Below are 23,879 nucleotides of genomic sequence, written 5' to 3' on the forward strand. Positions count from 1 at the left end.
TCTTAGTGCGTTGCTTATCCGACACGAAGAGAGCCGCTCCAGGCGGACATCCCGTCACCTCCAGCAGCCCTGCCTGTAGCGCGAGCCACGAAGAAGCAGCACCGTAGTCGTCCGACCCGTCGCCAAGACTCGGCAGCGTCGCTCGTACGGGCAGCACGTTCGTGCTCTGGCTAGTGCCGTGACCACGAACGTTCACGGTTGTACGTGTGCGGCGGCTGAGTGATCAGGAAGGTCAGCAGCTGCTGCGGATCACTCGCCGGGGAACCGGTTCGGCGATCCGGCTGCGGCGGGCGATGGTCGTGCTCGCTTCGGCCGGTGGGAACACCGTGCCGGCGATCGCCCGCCTGGTGCAGGCCGATGAGGCCACGATCCGGCAGGTTATCCACCGGTTCAACGAGATGGGGATGGCCAGCCTGGACCCTCAGTGGGCGGGTGGCCGCCCCCGCCGGATCAGTAGCGACGAGGAGCAGTTCATCGTCGAGACGGCCCACACCCGCCCCGAGAAGCTGGGGCGGCGTTCACCCGCTGGAGTATCCGCAAGCTCGCCGACCACCTGCACCTGCACGCCAGCCGCCGGGTCCGGATTGGGCGGGAGCGACTGCGGCAGATCCTGCACCGACACCGGATCACCTTCCAACGGACCAAGACGTGGAAGGAGTCCACCGACCCGCAGCGGGACACCAAACTCGCCCGCATCGAGTACGTCACCAGCCACTTCCCGCAACGCGTGTTCGCCTTCGACGAGTTCGGGCCCCTCGTGATCCGCCCCCAGGCCCGCACGGGGTAGGCGCCCTCGGCCATCCGCACCGGCTGCCAGCGAACTACCACAAGCTGCACGGCGTCCGGCAGTTCCACGGCTGCTACTCCGTCTGCGACGACCAACTCTGGGGCGCCGTCCGGCGCCGCAAGAGCGCCGCGAACACCCTCGCCGCACTCAAGTCGATCCGAGCAGCCCGCCCGGACGGGGCACCGATCTACGTCATCCTGGACAACCTGTCCGCGCACAAAGGCCGCAAGATCCGGGCATGGGCGGCCCGCAACAAGGTCGAACTCTGCTTCACCCCGACCTACGCCTCCTGGGCCAACCCGATCGAAGCCCAGTTCGGACCGCTACGCACCTTCGTCATCGCCGGATCCCACCACCGCAACCACCCCGCGCTGACCCGAAAGCTGCAGGCCTACCTGCGGTGGCGCAACACGAACGCCCGCCACCCCGACGTCCTGGCCGCCCAACGCCGCGAACGCGCCCGCATTCGCAGCGAACGCCAACGACGCTGGGGCCACCCCACCACCCGCGCAGCTTGAACCCCAACACTCCGACACGTTGGTGGTTACGGCACTGCATCTGCTGCCCGAGCATCAGGCCTCGCCGGTTGGTCGCCCCACCTCGCCAAGCGCATCCAGTAGCCGATTCCTCGCCTCCTGCAATCGGACGGGATAGTCCGGCCTGAACACCTCCGCCAGCGAGGTCTCCAACGTCCCGGAGATGCGATACAGCGGGGACCACACCGCACGATCGCGATCGACCAACTCGTCGAAATCGGCAGTGCCCATCATCCGGTGAAGCCAGTCTGAGAACACCAACGCCTCGTCCCGGCTAAGCCCGATCATGAAGTCGTCCTCCGTCACCGCGCCGAGGCTACCGTCCGCTCGACACCGTGAACGTTCACGGTCACGGCACTAGCTAGCCGCAGACCGCCTCGATGACGACCCGCCACCTGCCTTCCCGTGGTGACCGCCGGGTGCCGGTGATCTGTCACGCAAATGTCATCCAACCGTGCGGTCGACTCCAAGGTCCTTGCGCAAGGTGGTCACCGATCGGGACGGCGCGTCGGGTTGCCGACCTCGACGACGAAGGAGACCGCTGTGGTGATGCCGTGGCCCTGGCCGATGCCCGACGATCATTCGTTCCGCGCACTGTGGGACGCGCCGCAGGACCATGACGAGGATGTCCGTCTCGCCGCACTTGTCGCCCAGCGACTGAGCGCCGACTGGAGCACCCGTCGTCAGCAGATCACAGTAATGGTGCAGAACCGCGTCGTGATCCTCACCGGTCTGGTCGCCGGCGCGGAGACCCGGCGGGCCGCCGGCGAGTTGGCCTGGGACGTCGAGGGCGTTGCGGATGTCTGCAACGCCCTCCGACTTGCCGGGCATCGACGCGGCCGTCGCTGAACTTCGACCCGCTCGCGCCGCCCGGCACCGGCGAGCGCGAGCGGGTCGGACTTCACCCCCCACGCACCCACGCACCCACGCACCCACGCACCCACGCACCCACGCACCCACGCGATCTTGCACTTCTCGACGGGGCAGATCCCGCGATAAGCCGCAAAAAGGCGACCGAAAGTGCAAGATCGCCGCAGCGTGGGCTCGCCGTGCGGGGCGTGGGGGTGGTGCCGGGCGGGCGGGCGTGCCTCGGGCCGCAGGGTCGGGTGGGGGCCGGGTCAGGAGGCGGCGGTGGTGGGGGCGGCGTTCCGGTCGGCTGCCAGGTACGCGAGGGCCGCGGTGCGGGTGTCCGCCACGGTGAGCACGTCGTGCAGGCCGGTGACCTGCAGGACCTGGCGGATCAGCGGCGACGTCACCGCGACGCAGAACCGCGCGCCGCGTTCGACGGCGTCGTGGTGGGCGCGGACGAGCAGGCCGAGGGCGATGGAGTCGATCAGGTCGGTACGCACCAGATCCACCAGCACGTGACCGCCCATGTCGGCCGCGTGTCGTAGCGCCATGCGCAGGGTGTCGCCGGTGTCGAGGTCCACGTCGCCGGCGGTGGTCACCACGGTGACGCCGCCGAGGTGCTCGATGCCGAGGATGCCGCCGGGCGGGGTGCCGGGCGTCGGGCCGAACCGGATGCAGTGGGCGCACCGGTGGGGACCGTCGGCCAGCGGGGATCCGCCCCAGCCGTGCTCCGACAGCAGGGTCCAGACGACCTCGCCGTCGGCGAGCGGACGCGTACCGGTGACGCTGTCCCCGCAGTTGTCACAGGTCAGGGTGGCCAGTTGGGCAGCCAGGACGACGGCCATACCGGGCTCCTTCCCACGTCGTGATGATCGGCCACCCACCCTGCACGGGCCAGGTGGCGGGCACCGCGCGGACACATGACGGTTGGGTGACGAATCGACTTCCGGTGGGCGTCGGGTCGGATGGCTGACCGCCGACTGCCGCGACACCGTTGATCTGGGACTATGACAGTGAGGTACGGAAATATCACTGTGTGCGACAGGAGGTCGAAGGATGCGGACCGGACTGCCCACCGATGAACCAGTCGGCACGCTGGAGGTCGTACACCGATTCCGGGGGCCGATGCCGACCGGGGTGACCGTCTCGCACCGCGGGCGGATCTTCGTCAATTTTCCCCGCTGGGGCGACGAGGTGCCGGCGACCGTGGTGGAGCTGCGCCACAACCGCGAGGTGCCCTATCCCGACCTGCGGTGGAACTCCCCCGCCGGCAACGATGACGCATCGGCGTTCGTGTCGGTGCAGAGTGTGGTGGTCGATCCCGTCGACCGGCTCTGGGTGCTCGACACCGGCAGCCCGATGTTCCAGCCCACCGTTCCCGGCGGGCCGAAGCTGGTACGCATCGACCTCAACACCAACACCGTCGCCCAGGTGATCACCTTCCCGCCCGACGTGGCGCTGCCCACGTCGTACCTCAACGACGTGCGCTTCGATCTGCGGCGGGGGACGGCGGGGATCGCGTACATCACCGATTCGGCGGACGGCGCGCCGAACGCGATCATCGTGGTGGACCTGGCCAGCGGCACCTCGTGGCGGCGGCTGAACGACCACCCGTCCACCAAGGCGGAGTCGCTTGTGAACTTCCGCCCGGTGGTGGAGGGTCGGCCGTTCCTGGTCCGACCGCCGCAGGGGCCGCCGCAGCCGGTGGGCGTGGGCGCGGACGGCATCGCGATCTCCGCCGACGGCGTCCGGCTGTACTACTGCGCGCTCGCCTCGCGCCGCTGGTTCAGCGTGGCCACGGACGCGCTCGCCGACCGGAGCGTCGACGAGGACGAGGTGGCCGCGACCGTACGCGACGAGGGCGACAAGGGTGGCGGTTCCGACGGCCTCGAATCCGACGACGCGGGGCGACTCTACCTCACCAACTACGAGCACAACGCGATCCTGCGGCGACGCCCCGACGGCGAGTACGAGACGGTCGTCCACGATCCGCGCCTGCTGTGGCCCGACACGTTGAGTGTGGCCAGGGACCGGCACCTGTACGTCATCGCCAACCAGGTGCACCGGCAGCCCCCCTTCAACCGCGGCCGGGACCTGCGGCGCAAGCCGTACGCCCTGTTCCGGACGCGCATCGACGCCGGCCCGGTCCTGTTGCGGCCCTGACCCGGCCCCTCGAACGGGTGGTGGTTGCGCCGGCCGGGGCGAGCGCCCACCGGTGCCCGCATAGCGTCGGTGGGACGTGACCCCGAGGTGAGGAGTGGGCCGGTGACCGAGCCGGAGGAAGACCAGGAGAAGACCCGCAAGACCGATCGGGTGCTCTTCTCCCCCGACGGCGATCCGCACCACACCCTGGCGGAGGCGCCGCAGCCCGACGAGCACCTGTCGGTGCGGTTCACCCACGACGACGAGACCGAGGTGGTCGACGACGATCAGTGACCAGCATGGCGCGGCTTGTCACCGCGCACCCTCAAGACTGATAATCATCAATGTTCTTGAGCCGGACGAGATCGGGCACCGGGCAGCCTCGATCGGAACACCCCCCTGTACACATCCGTCCGGAGGACATCCTGCCCATGAAGAAAGCGATCAAACTCGGCTGGGCCGCGTTCACGGCCATCGCCCTGACGACGCTCGCCGCGCTGTCGATCCCGAGCCCGGCCTCGGCGGCCACCCTGACCGAGGTGACCAACTTCGGCGCCAACCCCAGCAACCTGCGCATGTACCTCTACGTGCCGGATCGGGTCGCGCCGCGACCGGGCCTGCTGGTCGCGATGCACTACTGCACCGGCACCGGGCCGGCCCTGCACTCGGGCACTCAGTTCGCCGCCCTCGCAGACCAGTACGGCTACATCGTCATCTACCCGTCGGTGACCCGCAGCAGCCAGTGTTTCGACGTCTACTCGCCGCAGGCGCTACGCCGCGGCGGTGGCAGTGACCCGGTGGGCATCATGTCGATGGTCGACCACGTTCGGTCGCGTTACTCGGTCGACCCGTCCCGGATCTTCGCCACCGGCGTGTCGTCCGGGGCGATGATGACAAACGTGATGCTCGGGCTCTACCCCGACGTCTTCGCCGCCGGCGCCGCCTTCGCGGGGGTGCCGTTCGGCTGTTTCGCCACCACCAACGGCTCGGAGTGGAACAGCCAGTGCGCCAACGGGCAGATCAGCCGTACTCCCCAGCAGTGGGGTGACCTGGTGCGCAACGCCTACCCCGGTTACAACGGCCCGCGTCCGCGGATGCAGACCTGGCACGGCACCAATGACGACATCCTGCGCTACCCGAACTTCGGCGAGCAGATCAAGCAGTGGACCAACGTGCACGGGCTGAGCCAGACCCCCACCGTGACTGACAGCCCGCAGGCCGGCTACACCCGCACCCGCTACGGCGGCTCCGGCAACTTCGCGTCGGTTGAGGCGATCAGCATGCAGGGGGTGTCGCACAACCTGCCGGTCGATGCCACACAGGCGATCCGCTTCTTCGGTCTGAACAACCCGTCCACCACGCCCACGCCGACTCCTACGCCGACCCCCACCCCGACTCCGACTCCGCCGCCGGTGTCGCCGACCCCGACCCCCACGACGTCGCCGACCCTGCCGCCGGACTGGGCCTGCGAGGTCCACTACGAGGTCAACGCCTGGAACACCGGGCTGACCACCTCGGTGCAGATCACCAACACCGGCAGTACCGCCATCAACGGCTGGAGCCTGGCGTTCACCCTGCCCGGCGGGCAGACCATCACCAACGGCTGGAACGCCACGTACTCGCCGACCTCCGGGGCGGTGACCGCCCAGAACGTCTCCTACAACGGCACCATCGCGCCGAAGACCTCGACGACGATCGGGTTCCAGGCCAACCACACCGGAGACGCCGGTAAGCCGGGAGCGTTCATGCTCAACGGCCGCTCCTGCTACGACTCCCCCAGATGATCCGGTAGGCCGCCGCCCCACGGAGGCACGCCGTGGGGCGGCGGTACGGGTCCGCTGTCCGTGAGCACCGGCACCTCGACACGTCGCTGGTCGGGACCCGACTCGCGCCGTTCAGGAAAGCGCTTACCCTGGCAGGTGCCTCGCCCCCCTTCACCACCACCCGTCCGTCCGGAAAGGAAGCTCACATGCCGTCCAGGACAACAACACCCCGGCGTACGCCCCGATGGCTGGTCGCCGCCAGCACATTGGTGCTTGTCGCCGCCGGTACGGCCATCGCCGCGCCGAGCCCCGCGCAGGCCGCCACCGTCGACCCGAACGCCACGTACGTCTTCGTCAACCGGCACAGCGGCAAGGCGATGGACGTGTGGAACTGGTCCACCGCCGACCAGGCCCCGATCAACCAGTTCACCCGCAACGACGCCGCCGTGCAGCAGTGGCGCTTCGTCGACGTCGGCAGCGGCTACTACCAGATCCGGTCGGTGCACAGCGGAAAGGTCCTTGAGCTGCCCAACGCCAACGACGGCGTACAGCTGGTGCAGAACACCTCGGCCGGCGGCAACACCCGGCAGCATTTCCGGCTGGCCGACTCCGACGGCGGTCATGTCCGGTTCATCAACCGGCACTCCAACAAGGCGCTCGACCTGTGGGGCTGGTCCACCGCCGACGGGGCGATGATCTCGCAGTACCAGGACGTCAACGGTGCCAATCAGCAGTGGCGGCTGATCACCCTCGGCGGCGGCAGCGGCAGTGGCTGCGGCAGTGGCAGCTTCCAGGCCGAGGCGGTGCTCAACGGTGGCACCTGGACCTCCCGTAACGGTGGCACGACCGTCTACACCGGCGGCGACATGCGGGAGGCCGTGCAGGCCGCGATCAACAGCCTCAACTCCGGCCGGACCAGCAAGCAGCGGGTCGTGGTACGCGGCTCCGGTTCGATCAGCGCAGGCTCCCGGATCTCGCTGCCCAGCTACACCACGATCGACGTGTGCGGCACGATCAACGTGACCGGCTCCGGCAGCGGCGACCAGGCGCCGATCTACTCGCGCGGCACCACCCAGGTCGAGGTGCAGAACCTCAACGTCACCGGCACCCCGCTGTACGGCATCTTCATGCGCAACGTCAGCAACGTCATCCTCGGTCAGATCGACATGCGGCTGTCCAGCGGGCTCGGGATCCGCATCGACAACCGGGGCGACACCAGCCAGTGGAGCCGCAACATCCGCATCGACAACGTGTACGTCTCGGGTGCCCGCGCGCACGCCGTGGAGACGTACGGCGTCGACGGGTTGACCATCGGCACGGTGACGGCCCGCAACGTCGGCGAGTCCGGACTGCTGCTCAACGAGACCATCAACGCCACCGTGACCACTGTCGACGCGGAGAACGCCGGCTCCGGTACCGGGTACGCGGCGTTCCGGATCGCCAACCGGGCCGGCCGGATCAACTCCGGTTACCCGATCAACATCCGGGTGGGCACCGTACGGGCGCGCGGCGGCGGTCGGGGCATCTTCTGCGTCTCGGAGTCCGGCGGCCTGGCGGTCAACCGGGTGGACATCGCCAACACCGGCAACAACGCCATCCTCATCGAGAACTGCTACGGGGTGGACGTCGCCGCCGGTGGCGGCACGATCAGCGGTGGCGGTGAGGTGCGGCTGGCCGCACGCAGCGAGTTCCCCGGCAACCGCGACATCACCCTGCGCAACTTCACCCTGGTCAACAGCCGGATCCTGGAAAGCCCCTGCACAGCCAACCTGGTGATCAGCAACGTGGCCCTAAACAACGCGTCAATCAACCGCTGCTGACCGCTCTCCCCACACCGCCCCCGCGATCTTGCACTTCTGGTCGCCGACATGGGCCATACGCCCGTTGTTCCCCGACCGAAAGTGCAAGATCGCGGGGGTGGTCACGCCGGGGCGGGGAGGCTGCGGTAGGTGCGGGGGGATAGGCCGGTGATGCGTTTGAATGCGACGCTGAGCGCGCTTTCCGAGCCGTATCCGACCGCGCGGGCGATGCTGGAGAGTGTGTCGTCGCTGCGGCGGATTCGGTCGGCGGCGAGTTCGATCCGCCAGCGGGTGAGGTACTCCAGCGGGCCTTGGCCGACGACCTCCTTGAACCGTGCGGCAAGCGTGGACCGGGAGACCGCAGCGACCCGGGCCAGTTCGGCCACGGTCCACGGATGGGCGGGGTGGGCGTGCATCGCCCGCAGCGCGGGGGCGAGCACCGGCTCGGCCAGGCCGGCCAGCCAGCCGGCACCGCGGCCCTGGGCGAGGTGCAGGCGCAGGGTCCGAATCAGCATGACCAGGGCGAGGTGCTCGGCGACCAGCGTGCCGCCCAGCGGCGCCGACCGCAGCTCGGTTTCGATCTCCCCGATCGCCCAGCGTACGGTTGCGGCCTCCGGCGTCGCGGCGGGCACGTGGATGACGGGCGGCAGGAGGTCCAGCAGCAGGGCACGGGCCCGCTCGCTGAAGGAGAAGGCGCCACCGATGACGAAGACGTCGTTGCCCGCGCCGGCCCGGGCCACGCCGTCGACGGCCGCCATGAAGATGGGCCCGGCCGGTTCGGGCGGCGTGTCCGGGTCGCTGGCCAGGGTGAAACCCAGCGGCCTGGTCAGGAGGAAGCAGTCGCCCTCGGCCAGACCGACCGGCTCGGGCACGCCGTCGACCCGTAGCAGGCAGCTGCCGTGTCGGACGGCGTTGAACTTGACGCCGGCCGGCGGGTCGAAGCGGATGGCCCAGCGACCGCCGGCCGCCACGGCCGTGGACAGGTGGCTGGTCGCGCGGACGAGCGCGAGCACCTCCTCCAACGGATCCACGGTCTCCCCTACTGCTCCTGGACGCTTACTAAAGAGTGATGGATCCTAGACTACGGACAGTCCAGGGCCTCCGCTCATAGCGTGGAGGTCATGACAGCCCACACCCGAGTCAGCATCCCGTTCACCGCCCGCGCCACCGCCACCGAGGTCCTCGACGGCGTCGACCTCACCGGTCGTCGGATGATCGTCACCGGCGGCGCCTCCGGCATCGGCACCGAGACGGTCCGCGCCCTGGCCGGGGCCGGAGCGGAGGTCACCGTCGCCACCCGCAATCCGGCGACCGCCGACGAGCTGGTGGCTGAGTTCGCTGGATCCGGCCCCGGCACCGTACGGGCTGCCGGTCTCGACCTGGCCGACCTGGCCTCGGTCGATGCCTTTGTCGCGGCCTGGGAGGGGCCGTTGCACGCCCTGGTGGCCAACGCCGGGGTCATGGCGATCCCGACCCGGCAGCTGACTCCGCAGGGCTGGGAACTTCAGCTCGGTACGAACTATCTCGGCCATTTCGCCCTCGCTCGCGGCCTGCACGACAACTTGCGAGTCGCCGGCTCGGCGCGGGTGGTGGTGGTGAGTTCCGGGGCGCACCTGCGGGAGGCCTTCGACTTCGACGACCCGCAGTTCGAGCGGCAGCCCTACGACCGCTGGGCCGCGTACGGCCGGTCCAAGACCGCCGAGGTACTGCTCGCCGTCGGCATCGCCCGACGCTGGGCCACAGATGGGATCACCGCCAACGCGCTAAACCCCGGCTTCATCACGACCAACCTTCAACGCCACATGGACGACGAGACGCTGCGCGCGTTCGGGGCGATGGACGAGGCGGGCAACCGCATCGAACAGCCCTACTTCAAGACACCCGCCCAGGGCGCGGCCACCAGCGTGCTGCTGGCAGCGTCGCCGCTGGTCGAGGGCGTCACCGGCCGGTACTTTGACGACAACCAGGAGGCCGACGTCGTGGCCGGCGGCCCGGAGGCCACTGGAGGGGTCGCCGCGCACGCGGTTGACCCGGCCGCCGCCGATCGCCTCTGGGCGTACGCAAGTCAGGCCCTGGCGTCTCTCGGACGCGGATAGCCCTGCCCCACCAGCGGCCGGAGACGTGCACGCCCAAGGCCACGCGCTTACCCGGGCCATCGGTCGGCTGTCACCCGTCACGCGCGTTTGCACTGGCCGGGAGTGATTGAGGCGTTAAAAGGGGCCCCTTCCTATGCACGAGGCGTTAGGAAGGGGCCCCTCCTTTCAACTCAGCTGGCGTTGCAGGTGGGGGTGCCGGAGGGGGCGGAGCCCGTGCCCTGGAACCCGAACTCGGTAGTGGTGCCCGGTGCCACGTTGGCGTTGTAGCCGACGTTGCGGAAGGTCACGGCGCCACTGTTGGCACTCGCCTGGGTGTTCCACGAGTTGGTCACCGAGGTGCCACCCGGGAGTGTCATGTTCACCGCCCAGCCGTTGAGACCGCTGGAGCCGGCGGTCACCCGCACGTGGGCGACGAATCCACCGTTCCACGTGTCCAGCGTGTACGTCGCGGTGCAGGCACCGGACGGCGGCGGGGTGGTCGGCGGAGGCGTCGTGGGCGGCGGAGTGGTCGGCGGCGGGGTGGTCGGCGGAGGCGTCGTGGGCGGCGGAGTGGTCGGCGGCGGGGTGGTGCCACCGGCGTTCAGCGCCTCCAGCGTCGCGTTGTACGCCTGCTTCTTGTTGCCGTTGTTGTCGAACAGCAGCGGCGTGCCGTAGGAACGCCAGGAGTCGCTGTCCCGGATGCCCCAGACCGTGATGCCGTTGCAGCGCGGCACCGCGAGGCAGTCCTGGACCACCCGGCGATACGTGTCAGCCTGCTGGCTGCCGGAGCCCTCGATGTCCAGCTCGGTGATCTGCACGTCCACCCCGAGGGCGGCGAAGCTGGACAGCGTGGTGCGGTAGTTGCTGTTGTACGCCGACTGGGCGTTGAAGTGCGACTGGAAGCCCACGCAGTCGATCGGTACACCGCGCTGCTTGAAGTCCCGCACCATGTTGTAGACGGCCTGGGTCTTCGCCCAGGTCCAGTTGTCGGTGTTGTAGTCGTTGTAGCAGAGCTTGGCGCCCGGGTCGGCGGCGCGGGCGGCCCGGAACGCGGCCTCGATCCAGTCTCCGCCGGTGCGCTGGAGGTTGGAGTTACGGCGGGCGCCGCTGTTGCCGTCGTCGAACGCCTCGTTCACCACGTCCCACGAGTCGATCTTGCCGCGGTAGTAGGTCGCGACCTGGGTGACGTGGTTGAGCATGGCCGCGCGCAGCGGCTGCCCTTCCATCCGCTCCATCCAGGCGGGCTGCTGCGAGTGCCAGGCCAGGGTGTGGCCCCGGACCTTCCAGCCCCGGGAGAGGGCGTGGTTGACGATCCGGTCCGCGGTGCCGTAGGAGAAGACACCCTGCTGCGGCTCCAGGGCGTTGATCTTCATCTCGTTCTCAGCCGTGATCGAGTTGAACTCACGGTTGAGGATTCCGGTGTAGACGCTGTCGTTGAGCTTGTGCGCCGCGACCGCGGCCCCGAAGTACCGGCCGCTCTCCGCGGCGGCGGCGCCCAGGGTGGTCCCCGCACTGGCACTGGAGGCCGTCACCACCACGGTGGTGGCGACGAGGGAGAGACCGACCACGGCCGAGATCAGCGCGGGGCGTGATCGCAGTCGGGTCGCGGGACGCCCGCTGGCGCGGGCGAACGCGTTGTTCATGGCATGAGCCTTTCGACGAAGCCGTGCTGATGGAAAGCCGGCTCCGACTACCGCCCAACACGATGGCCTTCCGTCACCTGCGCGGTCGCCCGGTTGACGCGCAGGCCGGTGCACTCAGCCGGCCATCGTGAGTAGATCGGAGCTGTTCTATCGAAAACAGTATCGAAACCCGTCCGTAAGCTCAACGTGCCTGACGGTCTTCTCGGCAACGACACGGCCCACCGCGCCGCGACTCCGACGGCCGTTGACCAGAGTTGGCAGCCGGCCGGCATCGACCGCGCGGACCGAAAGTTTCGGTCCGCGCGAGTCGGCCGCCGATCAGCCGGCGACCGCCGGCTGCACCGGCCGGGCCGCGCCATCCGGTTGCGGCGCGCCGGGCCGATCAGCCAGCAGGTCGGCGAGCCAGCGCAGTTGCCGGCGTACGTGCACCGCTTCGCCGTGCTCGTGCCCGTTGAACGGGTAGACGTGCAGGCTCCGTTGCGGCACCGACCCGCCGTTGGCGGCACCGTACTGGTGGTAGGCGGCGAACACCGTGCTCGGCGGGCACACCCGGTCGCGCAGCCCCACGCCCAGGTGCAGCGGGGCGGTGGCCCGGCGCACCAGGCAGGCGACATCCACATAGGACAAGGTGTGTCGTACCGCCGCCTCGGCCTCGCGATGGACGGCGAGGTAGCCGGCGATCTCGCCGTACGGGCCGACGTCGGTGATCTCGATGGCCCGCTGAAGGTGGCAGAGGAAGGGCGCGGTGGCGAGCACGGCGGCGATCCCCGACGCCAACCCGGCGACCGCGAGCGCCAGTCCACCGCCCTGGCTGTTGCCGGCCACCACCACCCGCTGCGGATCGACCGCCGGCAGGAGCCGGGCCGCCTGCACGGCCCGGACCGCGTCGGTGATGAGCCGACGGTAGTAGTAGCCCTGCGGCGACAGGATGCCCCGGGTCACCGGCGACGGGCCACCGGGCGCGCTGCCGTGCGGGTCGGCCGTGTCGCCGACACCGTACTGGCCGGACTGCCCTCGGGCGTCCATGAGCAGGTGGGCGTACCCGGCGACGGGCCAGGTCAGCCGCTCGTGCGGGGTGCCCCGACCTCGCCCGTAGCCGACGTACTCGATGATCACCGGCAGCGGCTCGTCCACCCCGGCCGGCCGGGTGTACCAGGCGCGGACCGGGTCGCCGGCGAACCCGGCGAAGGTCACGTCCCAGGTGTCGAGCAGGCGCAGATCGGTCGGCTCGGGACGGACGTCGAGCAGCACCGGCACCGCCTCCGCCGCGCCCAGGGTGCCTCGCCAGTAGTCGTCGAAGCCCTCCGGCTCGGCCACCGTGGGCGCGTACTGCCGCAGTTGGTCCAGGGGCAGGTCGAACATGGGTCCTCGCAGCTGTCGTCAGGATCGCGGTGGCGGTGCGGTGCTCTCGCGCACCACCAGCTCGGCGACCAGGTCGATGCGACTGGTGGGCAGCGCTACGCCGCGGGCGAGGTCGAGCAGCATCTGGGTCGCCGTGCCGGCCATGTCGTGAAGCGGCTGGTGCACGGTGGTCAACGCGGGGCCGAGCCAGGCGGAGACCGGCAGGTTGTCGTAGCCGACCACCGAGACGTCGCCGGGCACGTCGAGACCGAGTTGCCGGGCCGCCCTCAGCACCCCCATCGCCTGCAGGTCGGAGCCGGCGAAGATCGCGGTCGGCCGGTCGGGTCGGCTCAGCAGCTCGATGCCGTGGGTGTAGCCGGCGTCGAGATGGAAGTTCCCCGAGCGGACCAGGCTGGGATCGACAGGTACGCCGAGTTCCTCGTGCGCGCAGCGGTAGCCCGCGGTGCGGGCCCGGGCGCAGAGTACGTCCTGCGGGCCGGAGATGACCGCGATCCGGCGATGGCCGAGGTCCAGCAGGTGCCGGGTGGCGAGCAGGCCGCCGTTCCAGTTGTTGGACCCGACGGTCGGCCCGGAGGCCACGCTCGCGCTGTCGCTGTCGACCACCACCACCGGGATGGCCTGTCGCCGCAGCTGTTTGCGCTGCTGGTCGGTGAGGTTGCACATGACCAGCAGGACACCGAGCGGGCGTCGGGTGAGCATCGCGTCGAACCAGGGCTGCGTCGGTCGATGGGCCCCGCCCAGCTGCGAGAGCACCACGTTCACCCCCTGGGGGGCGGTGACCGCCTCGACCCCGCGGATGATCTCCAGCGCCCAGTCCGAGCCGAACTCGTGGAACACCAGGTCGATCTGGCCGTCCCCGGTGGTACGCCGAGCGCGGCGTCGGTAGCGGTGCCGTTCCAGGCTCGCCTCGACGCGGGCCCTGGTCGCGGCCGCCACGTCCGAGCGGCCGTTGAGGACCTTGGACACCGTCGCCGAGGAGACGCCGACCTCCCGGGCGATTGTCGCGAGTGTCGTGGCGCCGAGCGCGGCCGCCGAGCGGTTCTCAGTCATCGGCCCCTCTACCACCCGGCCCCGAAAATATCGGAGAACTTAGCATGCCCGGACCGAGCGCCGATGACATCAGTCGATGACTCGGGCGATGGCCACCGAGGACAGGCAATCGCTTACCTGCACCACAGTGCCAGTGGCGTAGGCGGATTTCCAGGCCTTGACATCGATTTATCGACACACTTAGGTTCCCGACACAAGCTTCGAGCTGATTTCCGAAATTTTCGATGATCGCTGTTGCTCCGCAGCAGCAGGTGGAGCCGTCGGGACGACCTCCCGGACGTGACCGGAGGGGCGCATGACAAGCCAGCTGTCCGTCGACGATCCACCGGCGCCACCGCTTCCGGGCGTACCGCCTCCGGGCCTGCCCCGCGCGGCGCGGCGGACCTGGCGGCGGGCGCTGCGGCGGGACTGGCAGTTGTACTCCCTGGCGATCCTGCCGCTGCTGTTCTTCCTGATCTTCCGGTACCTGCCGATGCTCGGCAACGTCATCGCCTTCCGCCGGTTCCAGCCCGGCGGCAACATCTTCGGCGAGTACTGGGTGGGCCTGCGGTACTTCAAGATGTTCCTCAACGACCCGACGTTCTGGAACGTCTTCACCAACACGCTGACGCTGGGCGCGCTGACGCTGCTGTTCTGCTTCCCGCTGCCGATCGTGCTGGCGCTGCTGCTCAACGAGGTACGCGCCGGCCGACTCAAGCGGTTCGTGCAGTCGGTGTCGTACCTGCCGCACTTCCTCTCGATCGTGATCGTGGCGGCCATGGTCATGCAGCTGCTGTCCATGGACGGCACGATCAACCAACTGGTCCGCGCGGGCGACGGTGAGGCGATCCCGTTCCTGCAACGGCCCGAGTGGTTCCGCACCATCTACGTGTCCTCCGAGGTCTGGCAGACCGTCGGCTGGGGCACCATCCTCTACCTGGCCGCGCTCACCACCATCGACGACGACCTGTACGAGGCGGCCCGCATCGACGGGGCCAACCGCTGGCGGCAGACCTGGCACGTGACGCTGCCGGGGATCCGGCCGACGATGGTCACCCTGCTGATCCTCAACATCGGCACGTTCATGGCGGTCGGGTTCGAGAAGATCCTGCTGCTGTACAACCCGCTTACCTATCCGACCGCCGATGTCATCTCCACGTACCTGTTCCGGGTCGGTTTCACGTCCAGCAACTTCAGCTACGCGGCCGCGATCGGGCTGTTCGAGGCGGTGATCGGGCTGATCCTGGTGCTGTCGGCGAACCTGATCGCCCGTCGTACGGTGGGGACGAGCCTGTGGTGAGCATCGAGGCCGCCGAGCCGGCCACCGCACCCACGCCCGAACCCCGACGACGGCGACGCGGCATCCAGCAGACCCGCGGTTACCGGGTGTTCCAGGTGGTCAACGCGATCATCCTGACCGCCGTGGTGGTGGTGACGCTGTACCCGTTCGTCAACATCGTGGCCCGGTCGATGAGCCACGAGGCGTACATCATCGCCGGGCAGGTGAACCTGGTGCCGCGCGGATTCACCCTGGACACGTACCAGTTGGTGCTCTCCGACTCGATGTTCTGGACGAACTACCGCAACACGGTGTTCTACACGGTCACCGCCACGCTGATCTCGATCGTGATGACCACCTGTTACGCGTACGTGTTGTCCAAGAAGGACCTCAAGGGACGCAGCGCGCTGGTCGGCATCGCGGTGTTCACGATGTTCTTCACCGGCGGGCTGATCCCCAACTACGTGCTGGTGACCAGCCTCGGGTTGAAGAACAGCGTCTGGGCCATCGCGCTGCCGAACGCGATAAACGTGTTCAACCTGCTGGTGATGAAGGCGTTCTTCGAGAGCCTGCCGAACGACCTGGAGGAGGCCGCCGCGGTCGACGGGCTCAACACGTACGGCATCCTGTGGCGGATCGTGCTGCCGCTGTCGAAGGCCATCGTCGCCACGATGGTGCTGTTCTACGCCGTGGCCTTCTGGAACTCGTGGTTCGCCGCCTTCCTCTACCTGGACCGGCAGGAGCTGTGGCCGGTCACCATCTACCTGCGCAACCTGATCGCCGGGGCTACCGGCGCGGAGAACATCGGCGCCATCTCCGAGGCCAACGAGGTGCAGGCCGAGGCGACCCTCAAGGCCGTGACGATCGTGCTCACCACCCTGCCCATCCTGCTGGTCTACCCCTTCGTCCAGCGGTACTTCGTCCGCGGCATCATGCTCGGCGCGGTGAAGGGCTGAGCACGCAACACCCCCACCCTCCCACCACCAGTTCCGAAAGGACCTGCCATGTTCCGCAGATCGTGGCGTCACACCGCGGCGGTGGCCACCGTCGCGCTGCTCGCCCTTTCCAGCGTCACCGCCTGTGGCGACGACTCGTCCGACGCGAAGGACCTGTCGGAGAACCGGGCCGGCGCGATGGAGAACTACGCCGCCGGTACGCAGTTCAAGGCCACCGAGCCGCTCTCCTTCTCCGTCCTCTACAACAACCACCCGAACTACCCGCTGAAGAACGACTGGCTGTTCTGGAAGGAGCTGACGGCACGCACTAACGTCACGCTCGAACCGGTCGCCGTGCCGTTGAGCGACTACAACCAGAAGCGCAGCCTGCTCATCGGGGCCGGTGACGCGCCGCTGCTCATTCCGAAGACGTATCCGCCGGACGTGCACGCGTACGTCTCCTCGGGGGCGATCCTGCCGGTCAGCGACTATCTCGACCTGATGCCGAACCTCAAGGACAAGATCGAGAAGTGGAACCTGAAGCCTGAGCTGGACACGCTGCGCCAGGCCGACGGCAAGTTCTATCTGTTGCCCGGCGTGCACGAGAAGCCGTGGCACGAGTACTCCCTGGTGGTCCGCACCGACATCCTCGACGAGCTGGGCCTGGAGATCCCGAAGACCTGGGACGAGCTGTACACCGTGCTCAAGGCGATGAAGGCGAAGTACCCGGACGTCTACCCGTTCTCCGACCGGTACAGCCAGCCCAACCCGGCCGGCAACCTGCTCAACCTGCTGGCCGTGTCGCACGGTCTGGAGGGCGCGGGCTGGAACTTCCAGCACGTCAGCTGGAACGCCGGCGCGCAGAAGTTCGAGTACACCGCCGCCACCGAGCACTACCGGCACGTCCTGGAGTACCTCAACAAGCTGGTCGCGGAGAAGCTGCTCGACCCGGAGAGCTTCACCCAGACCGACGACCTCGCCCGGCAGAAGCTGGCCAACAGCAAGTCCTTCGTGATCAGCGGCAACGCCCAGGCCCTGGTGAACGACTACCGGCCGGACCTGGCGGCGACCAACCCGAAGGCGAAGATCACCAAGATTCCGCTGCCGGTCGGCCCGGCCGGGGAGATCAACCCGGCCAGTCGGCTGGAGAACGGCATGATGATCTCCTCGAAGGCCCGCGACAGCAAGAACTTCGTGGCGATGATGCAGTTCGTCGACTGGCTCTGGTACTCCGACGAGGGTCAGATGTTCGCCCGGTGGGGCGTGGAGGGCACCACCTACGTCAAGGACGCCACCGGCAAGGCCGGCCTCGCCGAGGACGTCGACATGATCGGCCTCAACCCGGGCGCTCCCAAGCACCTGCAGAAGGACTTCGGCTTCGCCAACGGCGTGTTCGCCTACGGCGGCAGGCCGGAACTGGTGCAGGCGTTCTTCTCCGCCGAGGAGCAGGAGTTCCAGAAGGTGATGAACGCCCGTACGCCGAAGTCGCCGCCGCCGCCGTACCCGCTGACCGACGAGGAGCGCGAGCAGGTGTCGCTCTGGGAGACCCCGCTCAAGGACCACGTCTACCAGGCGACGTTGCAGTTCGCCCTGGGCCAGCGTGACCTCGCCCAGTGGGACGCCTACGTCACCGAGCTGAAGAGCAAGAACATGGACGCCTACCTGGACACGGTCAACAAGGCGTACGAGCGCTACCGCGACGAGCACAAGTGATGTCGGGGCCGGTCCGGTTCCGGTGGGTGCCGGACCGGCCCCGCACCACCGGACGATGAGGACACCGATGCGCATCACCGTCGCCGCGTACCCCCGCGGTCGGACCGTCACGGCAGGGCCGTCATGAGTACGGCGACCCGACGCGAGTTCGGTGCGGGGCCGCTGTCGCGGGTGGCCGCGCTTGTCTACACGCTGCTGGTGGTCGAGGTGTTGCTGCTGGTCTGCGCGGCACCCGGACTTGTCGCGTTGTTCGCCCTGGAACGGCACGTGAGCAACCTGCCGCTGGTCGCCGTCTGCGCGGTGCCGCTCGGCCCGGCCCTGTCCGCCGCCCTGTACACGCTGCACCATCAGCGTCTCGACCTGACCGAGTTGCACCCGGCCCGGCTGTTCTGGCGCGGCTACCGGTTGAACCTGGTGGGATCACTGCTGGTCTGGGTGCCGATGCTGATGTGGCTGGCCCTGCTCGCGATCAACCTGGTCAACCTGACGGCGGTCGGGCTGCCCCGCTGGTGGGTGGCGCCGCTGATGCTTGTCGCCGCCGGGGTGGCCGTGGTCGGGGTCAACGCGCTGGTGATCACCTCGCTGTTCGCCTTCCGGCTGCGCGACGTGCTCCGGCTGGCCGGATACTTCGTGCTGCGTACCCCTGCGGTGGCGGTGGGCACCGCGTTGCTGCTGGTCGCGGCGGTGGTGTTGACCCTGGTCACCTCGGAGGCCGCGCTCGCCGCGCTGGGTTCGGTGCTGGCCCTGGCCCTGGTCCGCGGCGGTGAGCCGATGACCACCGCCATCCGCCAGGAGTTCACCCGGACCGACGGCGACTGATCACTGGACGGACCCGGTAGCGACCTGCCGGAGCGCGGCGATCGCGATGCGCACCGCCGGGGTGTGCTCGACGGCGTCGTGGATCACCAGGTGGATCGACCGGACCGGGGTCGGACGGAGCAGCCCGACCCGGGTCACGCCGTCGGGCAGCCGCACCGCGCCGAGCGCGGGAAGCACCGTGGGACCGATGCCGGCCTCGACGAACGCCAGTGCGGTCGGGTAGTCGTGCGCCTCCACACCGAAGGTCGGGGTGAACCCGGCCGCGGTGCAGGCCTCGATGAGGTTGGCCCGGCACCAGCCGCGGGCGAAGTCGTTGTCCACCCAGCGTTCCTCGGCGAGGGCGGCCAACTCCACCTCCTGCTGGTCGGCGAAGCGGTGACCGGCCGGCAGCACCGCCACGTACGGGTCGTCGACGAGGTGGTGGGCGGTGAAGCCGGAGCCCGGGTCGAAGCTGCGGGGCGCGACCACCAGCTGGAGGTCGGCGCGTTCCTCCCGGGTGTTGGGGATCTCCTCACGCAACTCCAGTTTGAGCCGTACCCCGGGCAGTTCGGCGCTGATCCGGCGCACCACGTACGGCATCCACGCGGCGCCGACGGAGGCGAAGTAGGCGATGGTGAGCACGCCGGTGCGGCCGGCGCGCAGGTCCGCGATCAGTGACTCGGCCTCGCCGACGCGGGCGAGCAGCCGATCCGCCTCGGCGGCGAGGGCATGCCCGGCGGCGGTCGGTCGCATGCCGCGACCGGCTCGGGCGAACAGGGCGAGGCCGGTCTCGCGTTGCAGCGCGGTGAGGTGCTGGCTGACGGCGGAGGGGGTGTAGCCCAGGTTGACGGCGGCGGCCTGCACCGACCCGGAGGCGACGACGGAGCGGAAGATCCGGAGGCGATGAACGTCGAGCACCGGACAACTATAAAGCCGGACTTAATCGTCGTGAAGAAATCGTCGCTGGTACTGAAATGTCGACGGGACCAGAATCGGCCCTATGACCAGTCTGGAGATGCCCGCCCCCACCGGGGCCCACGTCGAGCGCCCGACGCCGCCCGCCCCGCCGGCCGGAGCAGGTCGCTCCTGGCCGGTCATCGCTGCCGCCGGGACCACTGTGCTGCTCTGGGCGTCGGCCTTCGTCGGCATCAGATTCGCCGGACACGACTACTCCCCCGGCGCCATGGCGCTGGGCCGGATGCTGGCGGCGTCCGTCGCGCTGAGCGGGTTCGTGGCGCTTACCGCCCGACGTCGGCGATCCACCGCGCCAGCCCACACTCGTCGGCCGCGGGGCGCGGCCCTGGGGCTCGTCGCGGTCTGGGGCGTCGCCTGGTTCGGCGGGTACAACGTGGCGCTCAACGGCGCGGAGCGGCTGGTCGACGCCGGCACCGCGGCGCTGCTGGTGGCGGTCGCCCCCATCCTGGTCGCGGTGGCCGCGACCCTGGTGCTGGGTGAGCGACTGACCGGGCGGCTCGGTGTCGGGGTGGCGGTGGCCTTCGTCGGCGTGGCCCTGATCGCGGCCACCGGCTTCACCGGGCACGTCGATCAGCTCGGCGTGGCGTTGGCGGTGCTCGCCGCCGTGCTGTACGCCTTCGGCGTGCTCCTGCAGAAGCGTCTGCTGGCCCGGGTGGACGCGGTGACGATGACCTGGCTCGGCGCGCTGGCCGGCACGATCGCCCTGCTGCCGTTCACGCCCGCGCTGCTCGACGAACTCGCCGCCGCGCCGACGTCGGCCACCCTGGGCATGCTCTACCTGGGCGTGTTCCCGACCGCGATCGGCTTCCTCACCTGGGGTTACGTGCTGTCCCGCTGGACTGCCGGGCGCACCACCGCGGCCACCTACCTGGTGCCGCCGGTGACCGTCGCACTGTCCTGGATGCTGCTGGGCGAGGTGCCGGTACCGCTCGCGCTGCTGGGCGGCGCGCTCTGTCTGGCCGGCGTGGTCCTCGCCACCCGCCGCTGACGGGCCGGGGGCGGTGGGTCTCGCCCACCGCCCCCGGAGAGGTCAGTTGTTGTCCGGGTTCTGCATGTCCGCGATCATCTTGGCCAGGTCGAGGGTCTCCGCGTCCGGCGGCGTCTCGACGGTCACCGGCTTGCCGTAGTCGGTGTAGTCGATCGTCAGGTCGCTCATCTCACCCATCACCACGCCTGCCCGTCGCGGCCGGTACTGCTCGTCGACCCAGAGGTCGATCTTGATTTCCTTGACGCCCTGCTCGGTCAACTGCCCTTCGACGGCCGGACGCAGCTTGGCGTCGACCTGGTCGAGGTACTTCGCCAACGGCGTGGTGACGGTGTAGTGGACGGTACGGGTGCCGTCCAGCGTCTCCTCGCCGACGACCGTGACGCCCTCACTGGCGAGCAGCGTCTTGACCTGCTTGGTCGGGTCGACGTCGTCCAACTGCTTGCTGAACTCCAAGCCCTGCTGCCCGCCGCCCGCGGCTGGGTCCATCTTCATCCAGCTCTTGCCGTCCATGCTGTCCCGCTGATCCGCCGGGACCTCGACGAAGATCACCCCGTCGATGATCCGGACCGTGACGGTCTGGTTCTCCGAACTGGTGGTGGTCAGCTCGGCCTTGATCGGGTCGCGCAGGTCCACCGCGCCCGTCATCGAGATCTTCTCGCCGCCCACACTGCCCTGCACGGTCAGGGTGACCGAGTCGCTCTTCTCGGTGGCCTCGACCGTCTTCTGCAACGAGCCCTTGAGATCGGTGGCGAGCAGTTCCAGCGCGCTGGACCTGGCGGGCGCGTCGGCGCCCCCGTCGGACTTCGTGTCGCCGCAAGCGGTCAACACCGCGGCCGCGACGACGGAGACCGCCAACACCGCGGGCCTCTTCCACACTGACATGCAACAGCCTCTTTCCCGGATTCGTCTGGCTTGGACAGGCGATCGAAGGAACACGCTATGTCAGCCGGTCAAGCACCGCAGCGCCGCACGGGCGGGCGGGCGGTCAGTGCAGGGCGCGGCCGTGGGCGTCGGGGATGCCGGACTTGCGGTGGAAGTAGGCGTTGACCTGGTCACACCACTCCCGTGCGCAGCGCACCTGCTCGGCCAGCCGCTCGGTGACCCGGGCGTGCACCGCCGGGTCGACCAGCCGGGCGAGCCATTCCCAGCGCCGGCACATCGCCTCGACCTCGCGTACGCCCTCGAAGTGGGTGTCGTAGATGTGCTGGATGACCGTGCTGCCGCAGTGCAGCAGGTGGCCGTAGGGCACGTGGTGGAAGAAGAGCAGCAGCTCGTCGGGGCAGGTGTCGATCGACTCGTACTGCTCGGACCAGGGGGGCGGGTACTGGCCGGTGAAGCCGGTGCCGGTGGCGCGGGTACGGTCCACACCGACGCCGTCCCGGTCGGCGAAGTGGTACGTGCCCCACGGGGTGTACTCGTACCCGTCGACGTCGGGACCGTAGTGGTGGCCGGGTCGGACCATGAAGCCGACGCCGAGCGGCGCGGTGTACCGCTCGTAGGTTCGCCACGAGTCGTCCATGATCTCGTGCAGGGTGCGGCGCAGCAGCTCCGGGTCGACGCGGGCGTCCGGGGCGAAGGTCAGGTCGATCCACTCGTCGAGCACCTCCTGCGGGCGCAGCCGGGGGTTCCAGCAGAGCCGGCCGAAGGCGTACAGGTTCGCCTGGGCCAGCGGGTGCCCGGTCCAGAACTCGTCGTCACCCACATTGGAGACGGCGACCAGACCACCGCCGTCGGCCGCCACGTCGGCGACCGTGCGCCCGTCGTCGCCCCAGGGGGCGAACCGCAGGATCTCGCTCCACCAGGGCGCCAGGTAGCAGACGTGTTTCTGCTGGCCGGTGTACTCCTGGGTGACCTGGAACTCCACCGCCAGTCGGGTACCGGGCATCGCGGCGATCACCGGGGAGACCGGCTCGCGGGTCTGGAAGTCGATCGGCCCGTGCTTGACCTGCACGATCACGTTGTCGCGGAACCGACCGTCGAGCGGCGCGAAGTGGTCGTACGCGGCGCGAGCCCGATCGGTGGAGCGGTCGCGCCAGTCCTGCCGGTGGTTGTAGACGAAGGCCCGCCAGTGCACCACGCCGCCGTACGGTGCCAGCGCCTCGGCCAGCAGGTTCGCCCCGTCGGCGTGGTCACGGCCGTAGCTGAACGGGCCCGGTTGGCCTTCCGAGTCGGCCTTGACCAGGTAGCCGCCGAAGTCGGGGATGCGGGCGTACACCCGGGCGGTGGTCTCGGCCCACCAGTCACGCACCGCCTGGTCGAGCGGATCGGCGGTGGGCAGGCCGCCGAGCACCATCGGGGCGGCGAAGGTCACCGCCAGATGCACCCGGATGGCGTACGGGCGCAGCAGATCGGCCAGGTCGACGACGTCGTCGAGGCGTTCGGTCAGCAACCGTGCCTCGGTGGCGTGCACGTTCACGTTGTTCACCGACACGGCGTTGATCCCGCACGCGGCCAGCAGCCGGGCGTACGCGGTGACCCGGGCGACGTCCCCACGAGGTCGACCGTCGTGCCAGAAGATCGATCCGCCGGCGTAGCCGCGCTCGACCTGCCCCATCACCGGGTGCACGTCGACGTTGTCCCAGTGATCCAGCATCCGTCGGGCCATGACCGGACGATGCACCCGGACGGGGTGTGTCGGTCCGAAAGCCGCCTCCCCGAGCCGGACCAGCTCGAAGAGCCCGTAGAGCAGCCCGGCGGGCGCGTCGGCCAGCACCACGGTCACCCCGGCGTGCCGGGCCAGGGCGAACCCCTCGACACCGAGCGATTCGCCGAGCTGCGCCGTCGCGGTGGCGAGCTGTGCGGTCGCGGTGGCGACAGCGGTGGTGGTGGCGGTGGCGGTGGCGGTGAGCGTCTCGGGCGGGCCGGGTTCGGTGGCGGGTGAGCTGTCGGGGGGCAGTGCGTCGGTCAACGCGAGCACCAGGTCCGCCGGTGGCAGGCCGGCCTCGGTGGGGTTCCGCCGCGCCGTGCCGCCGTACCGGTCGGCGGCCCGCTCGACCTCGGCCTGGACGGTGTCGACGAGGGTCCCCTCCCCGCAGACCAGGATGCGGCGGACGCCGATGGCGCGCCACGCCTCGTCCGGCAGCCACGCGGGATGGACGTCGGTCGGATCGGGGGTGCTCATCCGCACCTGGTCGCGGTGCCGTCGCATTGCGCAGATCGTAACGATATTCCTGGATGCGTCAAGGTGCTTCCGGAAGATCCACCAG

20 protein-coding genes and 1 pseudogene are annotated in these 23,879 nt (G+C 69.4%); 12 read left to right on the forward strand and 9 right to left on the reverse strand.

The annotated features are described in order from the left end of the window. The first annotated feature begins 206 nt into the window (after positions 1–206). A pseudogene (locus Vgi01_RS27260) lies at positions 207–1,305 on the forward strand (IS630 family transposase). 54 nt (positions 1,306–1,359) lie between these two features. Here the strand turns inward: Vgi01_RS27260 and Vgi01_RS27265 are convergent. Then, positions 1,360–1,629 (reverse strand): hypothetical protein, encoded by a 270-nt coding sequence (locus Vgi01_RS27265; protein WP_239089184.1) that lies wholly within the window; start codon positions 1,627–1,629, stop codon positions 1,360–1,362. A gap of 243 nt (positions 1,630–1,872) precedes the next feature. Here Vgi01_RS27265 and Vgi01_RS27270 point away from each other — a divergent pair, with 243 nt between their 5' ends. Further along, entirely contained in the window at positions 1,873–2,172 is a 300-nt protein-coding gene (locus Vgi01_RS27270; RefSeq protein WP_043724991.1) for a BON domain-containing protein, read from the forward strand. Between the two features lie 269 nt (positions 2,173–2,441). Here the strand turns inward: Vgi01_RS27270 and Vgi01_RS27275 are convergent, their stop codons facing one another. After that, entirely contained in the window at positions 2,442–3,017 is a 576-nt protein-coding gene (locus tag Vgi01_RS27275; RefSeq protein ID WP_204292977.1) for an STAS domain-containing protein, read from the reverse strand. 211 nt (positions 3,018–3,228) lie between these two features. Here Vgi01_RS27275 and Vgi01_RS27280 point away from each other — a divergent pair, with 211 nt between their 5' ends. The 4 genes from Vgi01_RS27280 (at position 3,229) to Vgi01_RS27295 (ending at position 7,897) form a co-directional block, all read left to right on the forward strand. After that, on the forward strand, positions 3,229–4,335 hold the full coding sequence (locus tag Vgi01_RS27280) for an L-dopachrome tautomerase-related protein (protein WP_204292978.1): 1,107 nt from the start codon (positions 3,229–3,231) through the stop codon (positions 4,333–4,335). A gap of 102 nt (positions 4,336–4,437) precedes the next feature. Beyond that, positions 4,438–4,608, forward strand: coding sequence for a hypothetical protein (locus Vgi01_RS27285; protein WP_199180027.1), 171 nt, complete (start codon positions 4,438–4,440; stop codon positions 4,606–4,608). A 137-nt stretch (positions 4,609–4,745) separates the two neighbouring features. Continuing rightward, positions 4,746–6,098 (forward strand): extracellular catalytic domain type 1 short-chain-length polyhydroxyalkanoate depolymerase, encoded by a 1,353-nt coding sequence (locus Vgi01_RS27290; protein ID WP_204292979.1) that lies wholly within the window; start codon positions 4,746–4,748, stop codon positions 6,096–6,098. A 185-nt stretch (positions 6,099–6,283) separates the two neighbouring features. After that, positions 6,284–7,897, forward strand: coding sequence for an RICIN domain-containing protein (locus tag Vgi01_RS27295; protein ID WP_239089185.1), 1,614 nt, complete (start codon positions 6,284–6,286; stop codon positions 7,895–7,897). A gap of 101 nt (positions 7,898–7,998) precedes the next feature. Here the strand turns inward: Vgi01_RS27295 and Vgi01_RS27300 are convergent, their stop codons facing one another. Continuing rightward, positions 7,999–8,907 carry an AraC family transcriptional regulator gene (locus tag Vgi01_RS27300; protein WP_013734582.1) on the reverse strand — a complete coding sequence of 303 codons (909 nt, stop codon included), beginning with the start codon at positions 8,905–8,907 and terminating at the stop codon, positions 7,999–8,001. A gap of 90 nt (positions 8,908–8,997) precedes the next feature. Here Vgi01_RS27300 and Vgi01_RS27305 point away from each other — a divergent pair, with 90 nt between their 5' ends. Continuing rightward, positions 8,998–9,972: an SDR family NAD(P)-dependent oxidoreductase gene (locus Vgi01_RS27305; protein WP_013734583.1), complete on the forward strand. Its 975-nt coding sequence runs from the start codon at positions 8,998–9,000 to the stop codon at positions 9,970–9,972. 170 nt (positions 9,973–10,142) lie between these two features. Here the strand turns inward: Vgi01_RS27305 and Vgi01_RS27310 are convergent, their stop codons facing one another. The 3 genes from Vgi01_RS27310 to Vgi01_RS27320 form a co-directional block, all read right to left on the reverse strand. Beyond that, a complete protein-coding gene (locus tag Vgi01_RS27310; RefSeq protein WP_204292980.1) occupies positions 10,143–11,594 on the reverse strand; it encodes an endo-1,4-beta-xylanase in 1,452 nt (483 codons plus the stop codon). 318 nt (positions 11,595–11,912) lie between these two features. Beyond that, the gene (locus Vgi01_RS27315) at positions 11,913–12,956 is read right to left on the reverse strand and encodes an acetylxylan esterase (protein ID WP_102655816.1); all 1,044 of its coding nucleotides are present in this window, start codon (positions 12,954–12,956) and stop codon (positions 11,913–11,915) included. Between the two features lie 18 nt (positions 12,957–12,974). Next, the gene (locus Vgi01_RS27320; RefSeq protein WP_102655815.1) at positions 12,975–14,006 is read right to left on the reverse strand and encodes a LacI family DNA-binding transcriptional regulator; all 1,032 of its coding nucleotides are present in this window, start codon (positions 14,004–14,006) and stop codon (positions 12,975–12,977) included. A 295-nt stretch (positions 14,007–14,301) separates the two neighbouring features. Between Vgi01_RS27320 and Vgi01_RS27325 the strand changes: the two genes are divergently transcribed. From Vgi01_RS27325 to Vgi01_RS27340, 4 genes are all read left to right on the forward strand, one after another. Continuing rightward, complete coding sequence (locus tag Vgi01_RS27325; RefSeq protein ID WP_239089186.1) at positions 14,302–15,285, forward strand: ABC transporter permease; 984 nt, start codon at positions 14,302–14,304, stop codon at positions 15,283–15,285. Beyond that, positions 15,282–16,220, forward strand: a complete 939-nt coding sequence (locus tag Vgi01_RS27330; protein WP_233196539.1) for a carbohydrate ABC transporter permease — start codon at positions 15,282–15,284, stop codon at positions 16,218–16,220. Before Vgi01_RS27325 ends, Vgi01_RS27330 begins: the two co-directional genes overlap by 4 nt. Positions 16,221–16,268: 48 nt before the next feature. Continuing rightward, positions 16,269–17,912, forward strand: coding sequence for an ABC transporter substrate-binding protein (locus Vgi01_RS27335; protein ID WP_204292981.1), 1,644 nt, complete (start codon positions 16,269–16,271; stop codon positions 17,910–17,912). Between the two features lie 123 nt (positions 17,913–18,035). Continuing rightward, the gene (locus Vgi01_RS27340) at positions 18,036–18,731 is read left to right on the forward strand and encodes a DUF624 domain-containing protein (protein WP_204292982.1); all 696 of its coding nucleotides are present in this window, start codon (positions 18,036–18,038) and stop codon (positions 18,729–18,731) included. On the opposite strand, the gene Vgi01_RS27345 is transcribed toward Vgi01_RS27340, so the two are convergent. Further along, complete coding sequence (locus tag Vgi01_RS27345) at positions 18,732–19,628, reverse strand: LysR family transcriptional regulator (protein WP_204292983.1); 897 nt, start codon at positions 19,626–19,628, stop codon at positions 18,732–18,734. A gap of 82 nt (positions 19,629–19,710) precedes the next feature. Between Vgi01_RS27345 and Vgi01_RS27350 the strand changes: the two genes are divergently transcribed. Further along, positions 19,711–20,673: a DMT family transporter gene (locus Vgi01_RS27350; protein WP_204292984.1), complete on the forward strand. Its 963-nt coding sequence runs from the start codon at positions 19,711–19,713 to the stop codon at positions 20,671–20,673. Positions 20,674–20,715: 42 nt separating this feature from the next. Here the strand turns inward: Vgi01_RS27350 and Vgi01_RS27355 are convergent, their stop codons facing one another. Then, the gene (locus Vgi01_RS27355; RefSeq protein ID WP_102655810.1) at positions 20,716–21,555 is read right to left on the reverse strand and encodes an SCO4651 family lipoprotein; all 840 of its coding nucleotides are present in this window, start codon (positions 21,553–21,555) and stop codon (positions 20,716–20,718) included. Between the two features lie 103 nt (positions 21,556–21,658). Continuing rightward, on the reverse strand, positions 21,659–23,821 hold the full coding sequence (locus tag Vgi01_RS27360; RefSeq protein WP_204292985.1) for an alpha-glucuronidase: 2,163 nt from the start codon (positions 23,819–23,821) through the stop codon (positions 21,659–21,661). Positions 23,822–23,879: the final 58 nt, after the last annotated feature.

The sequence above is a fragment of the Micromonospora gifhornensis genome (assembly GCF_016863515.1).
Lineage (GTDB): Bacteria > Actinomycetota > Actinomycetes > Mycobacteriales > Micromonosporaceae > Micromonospora > Micromonospora gifhornensis.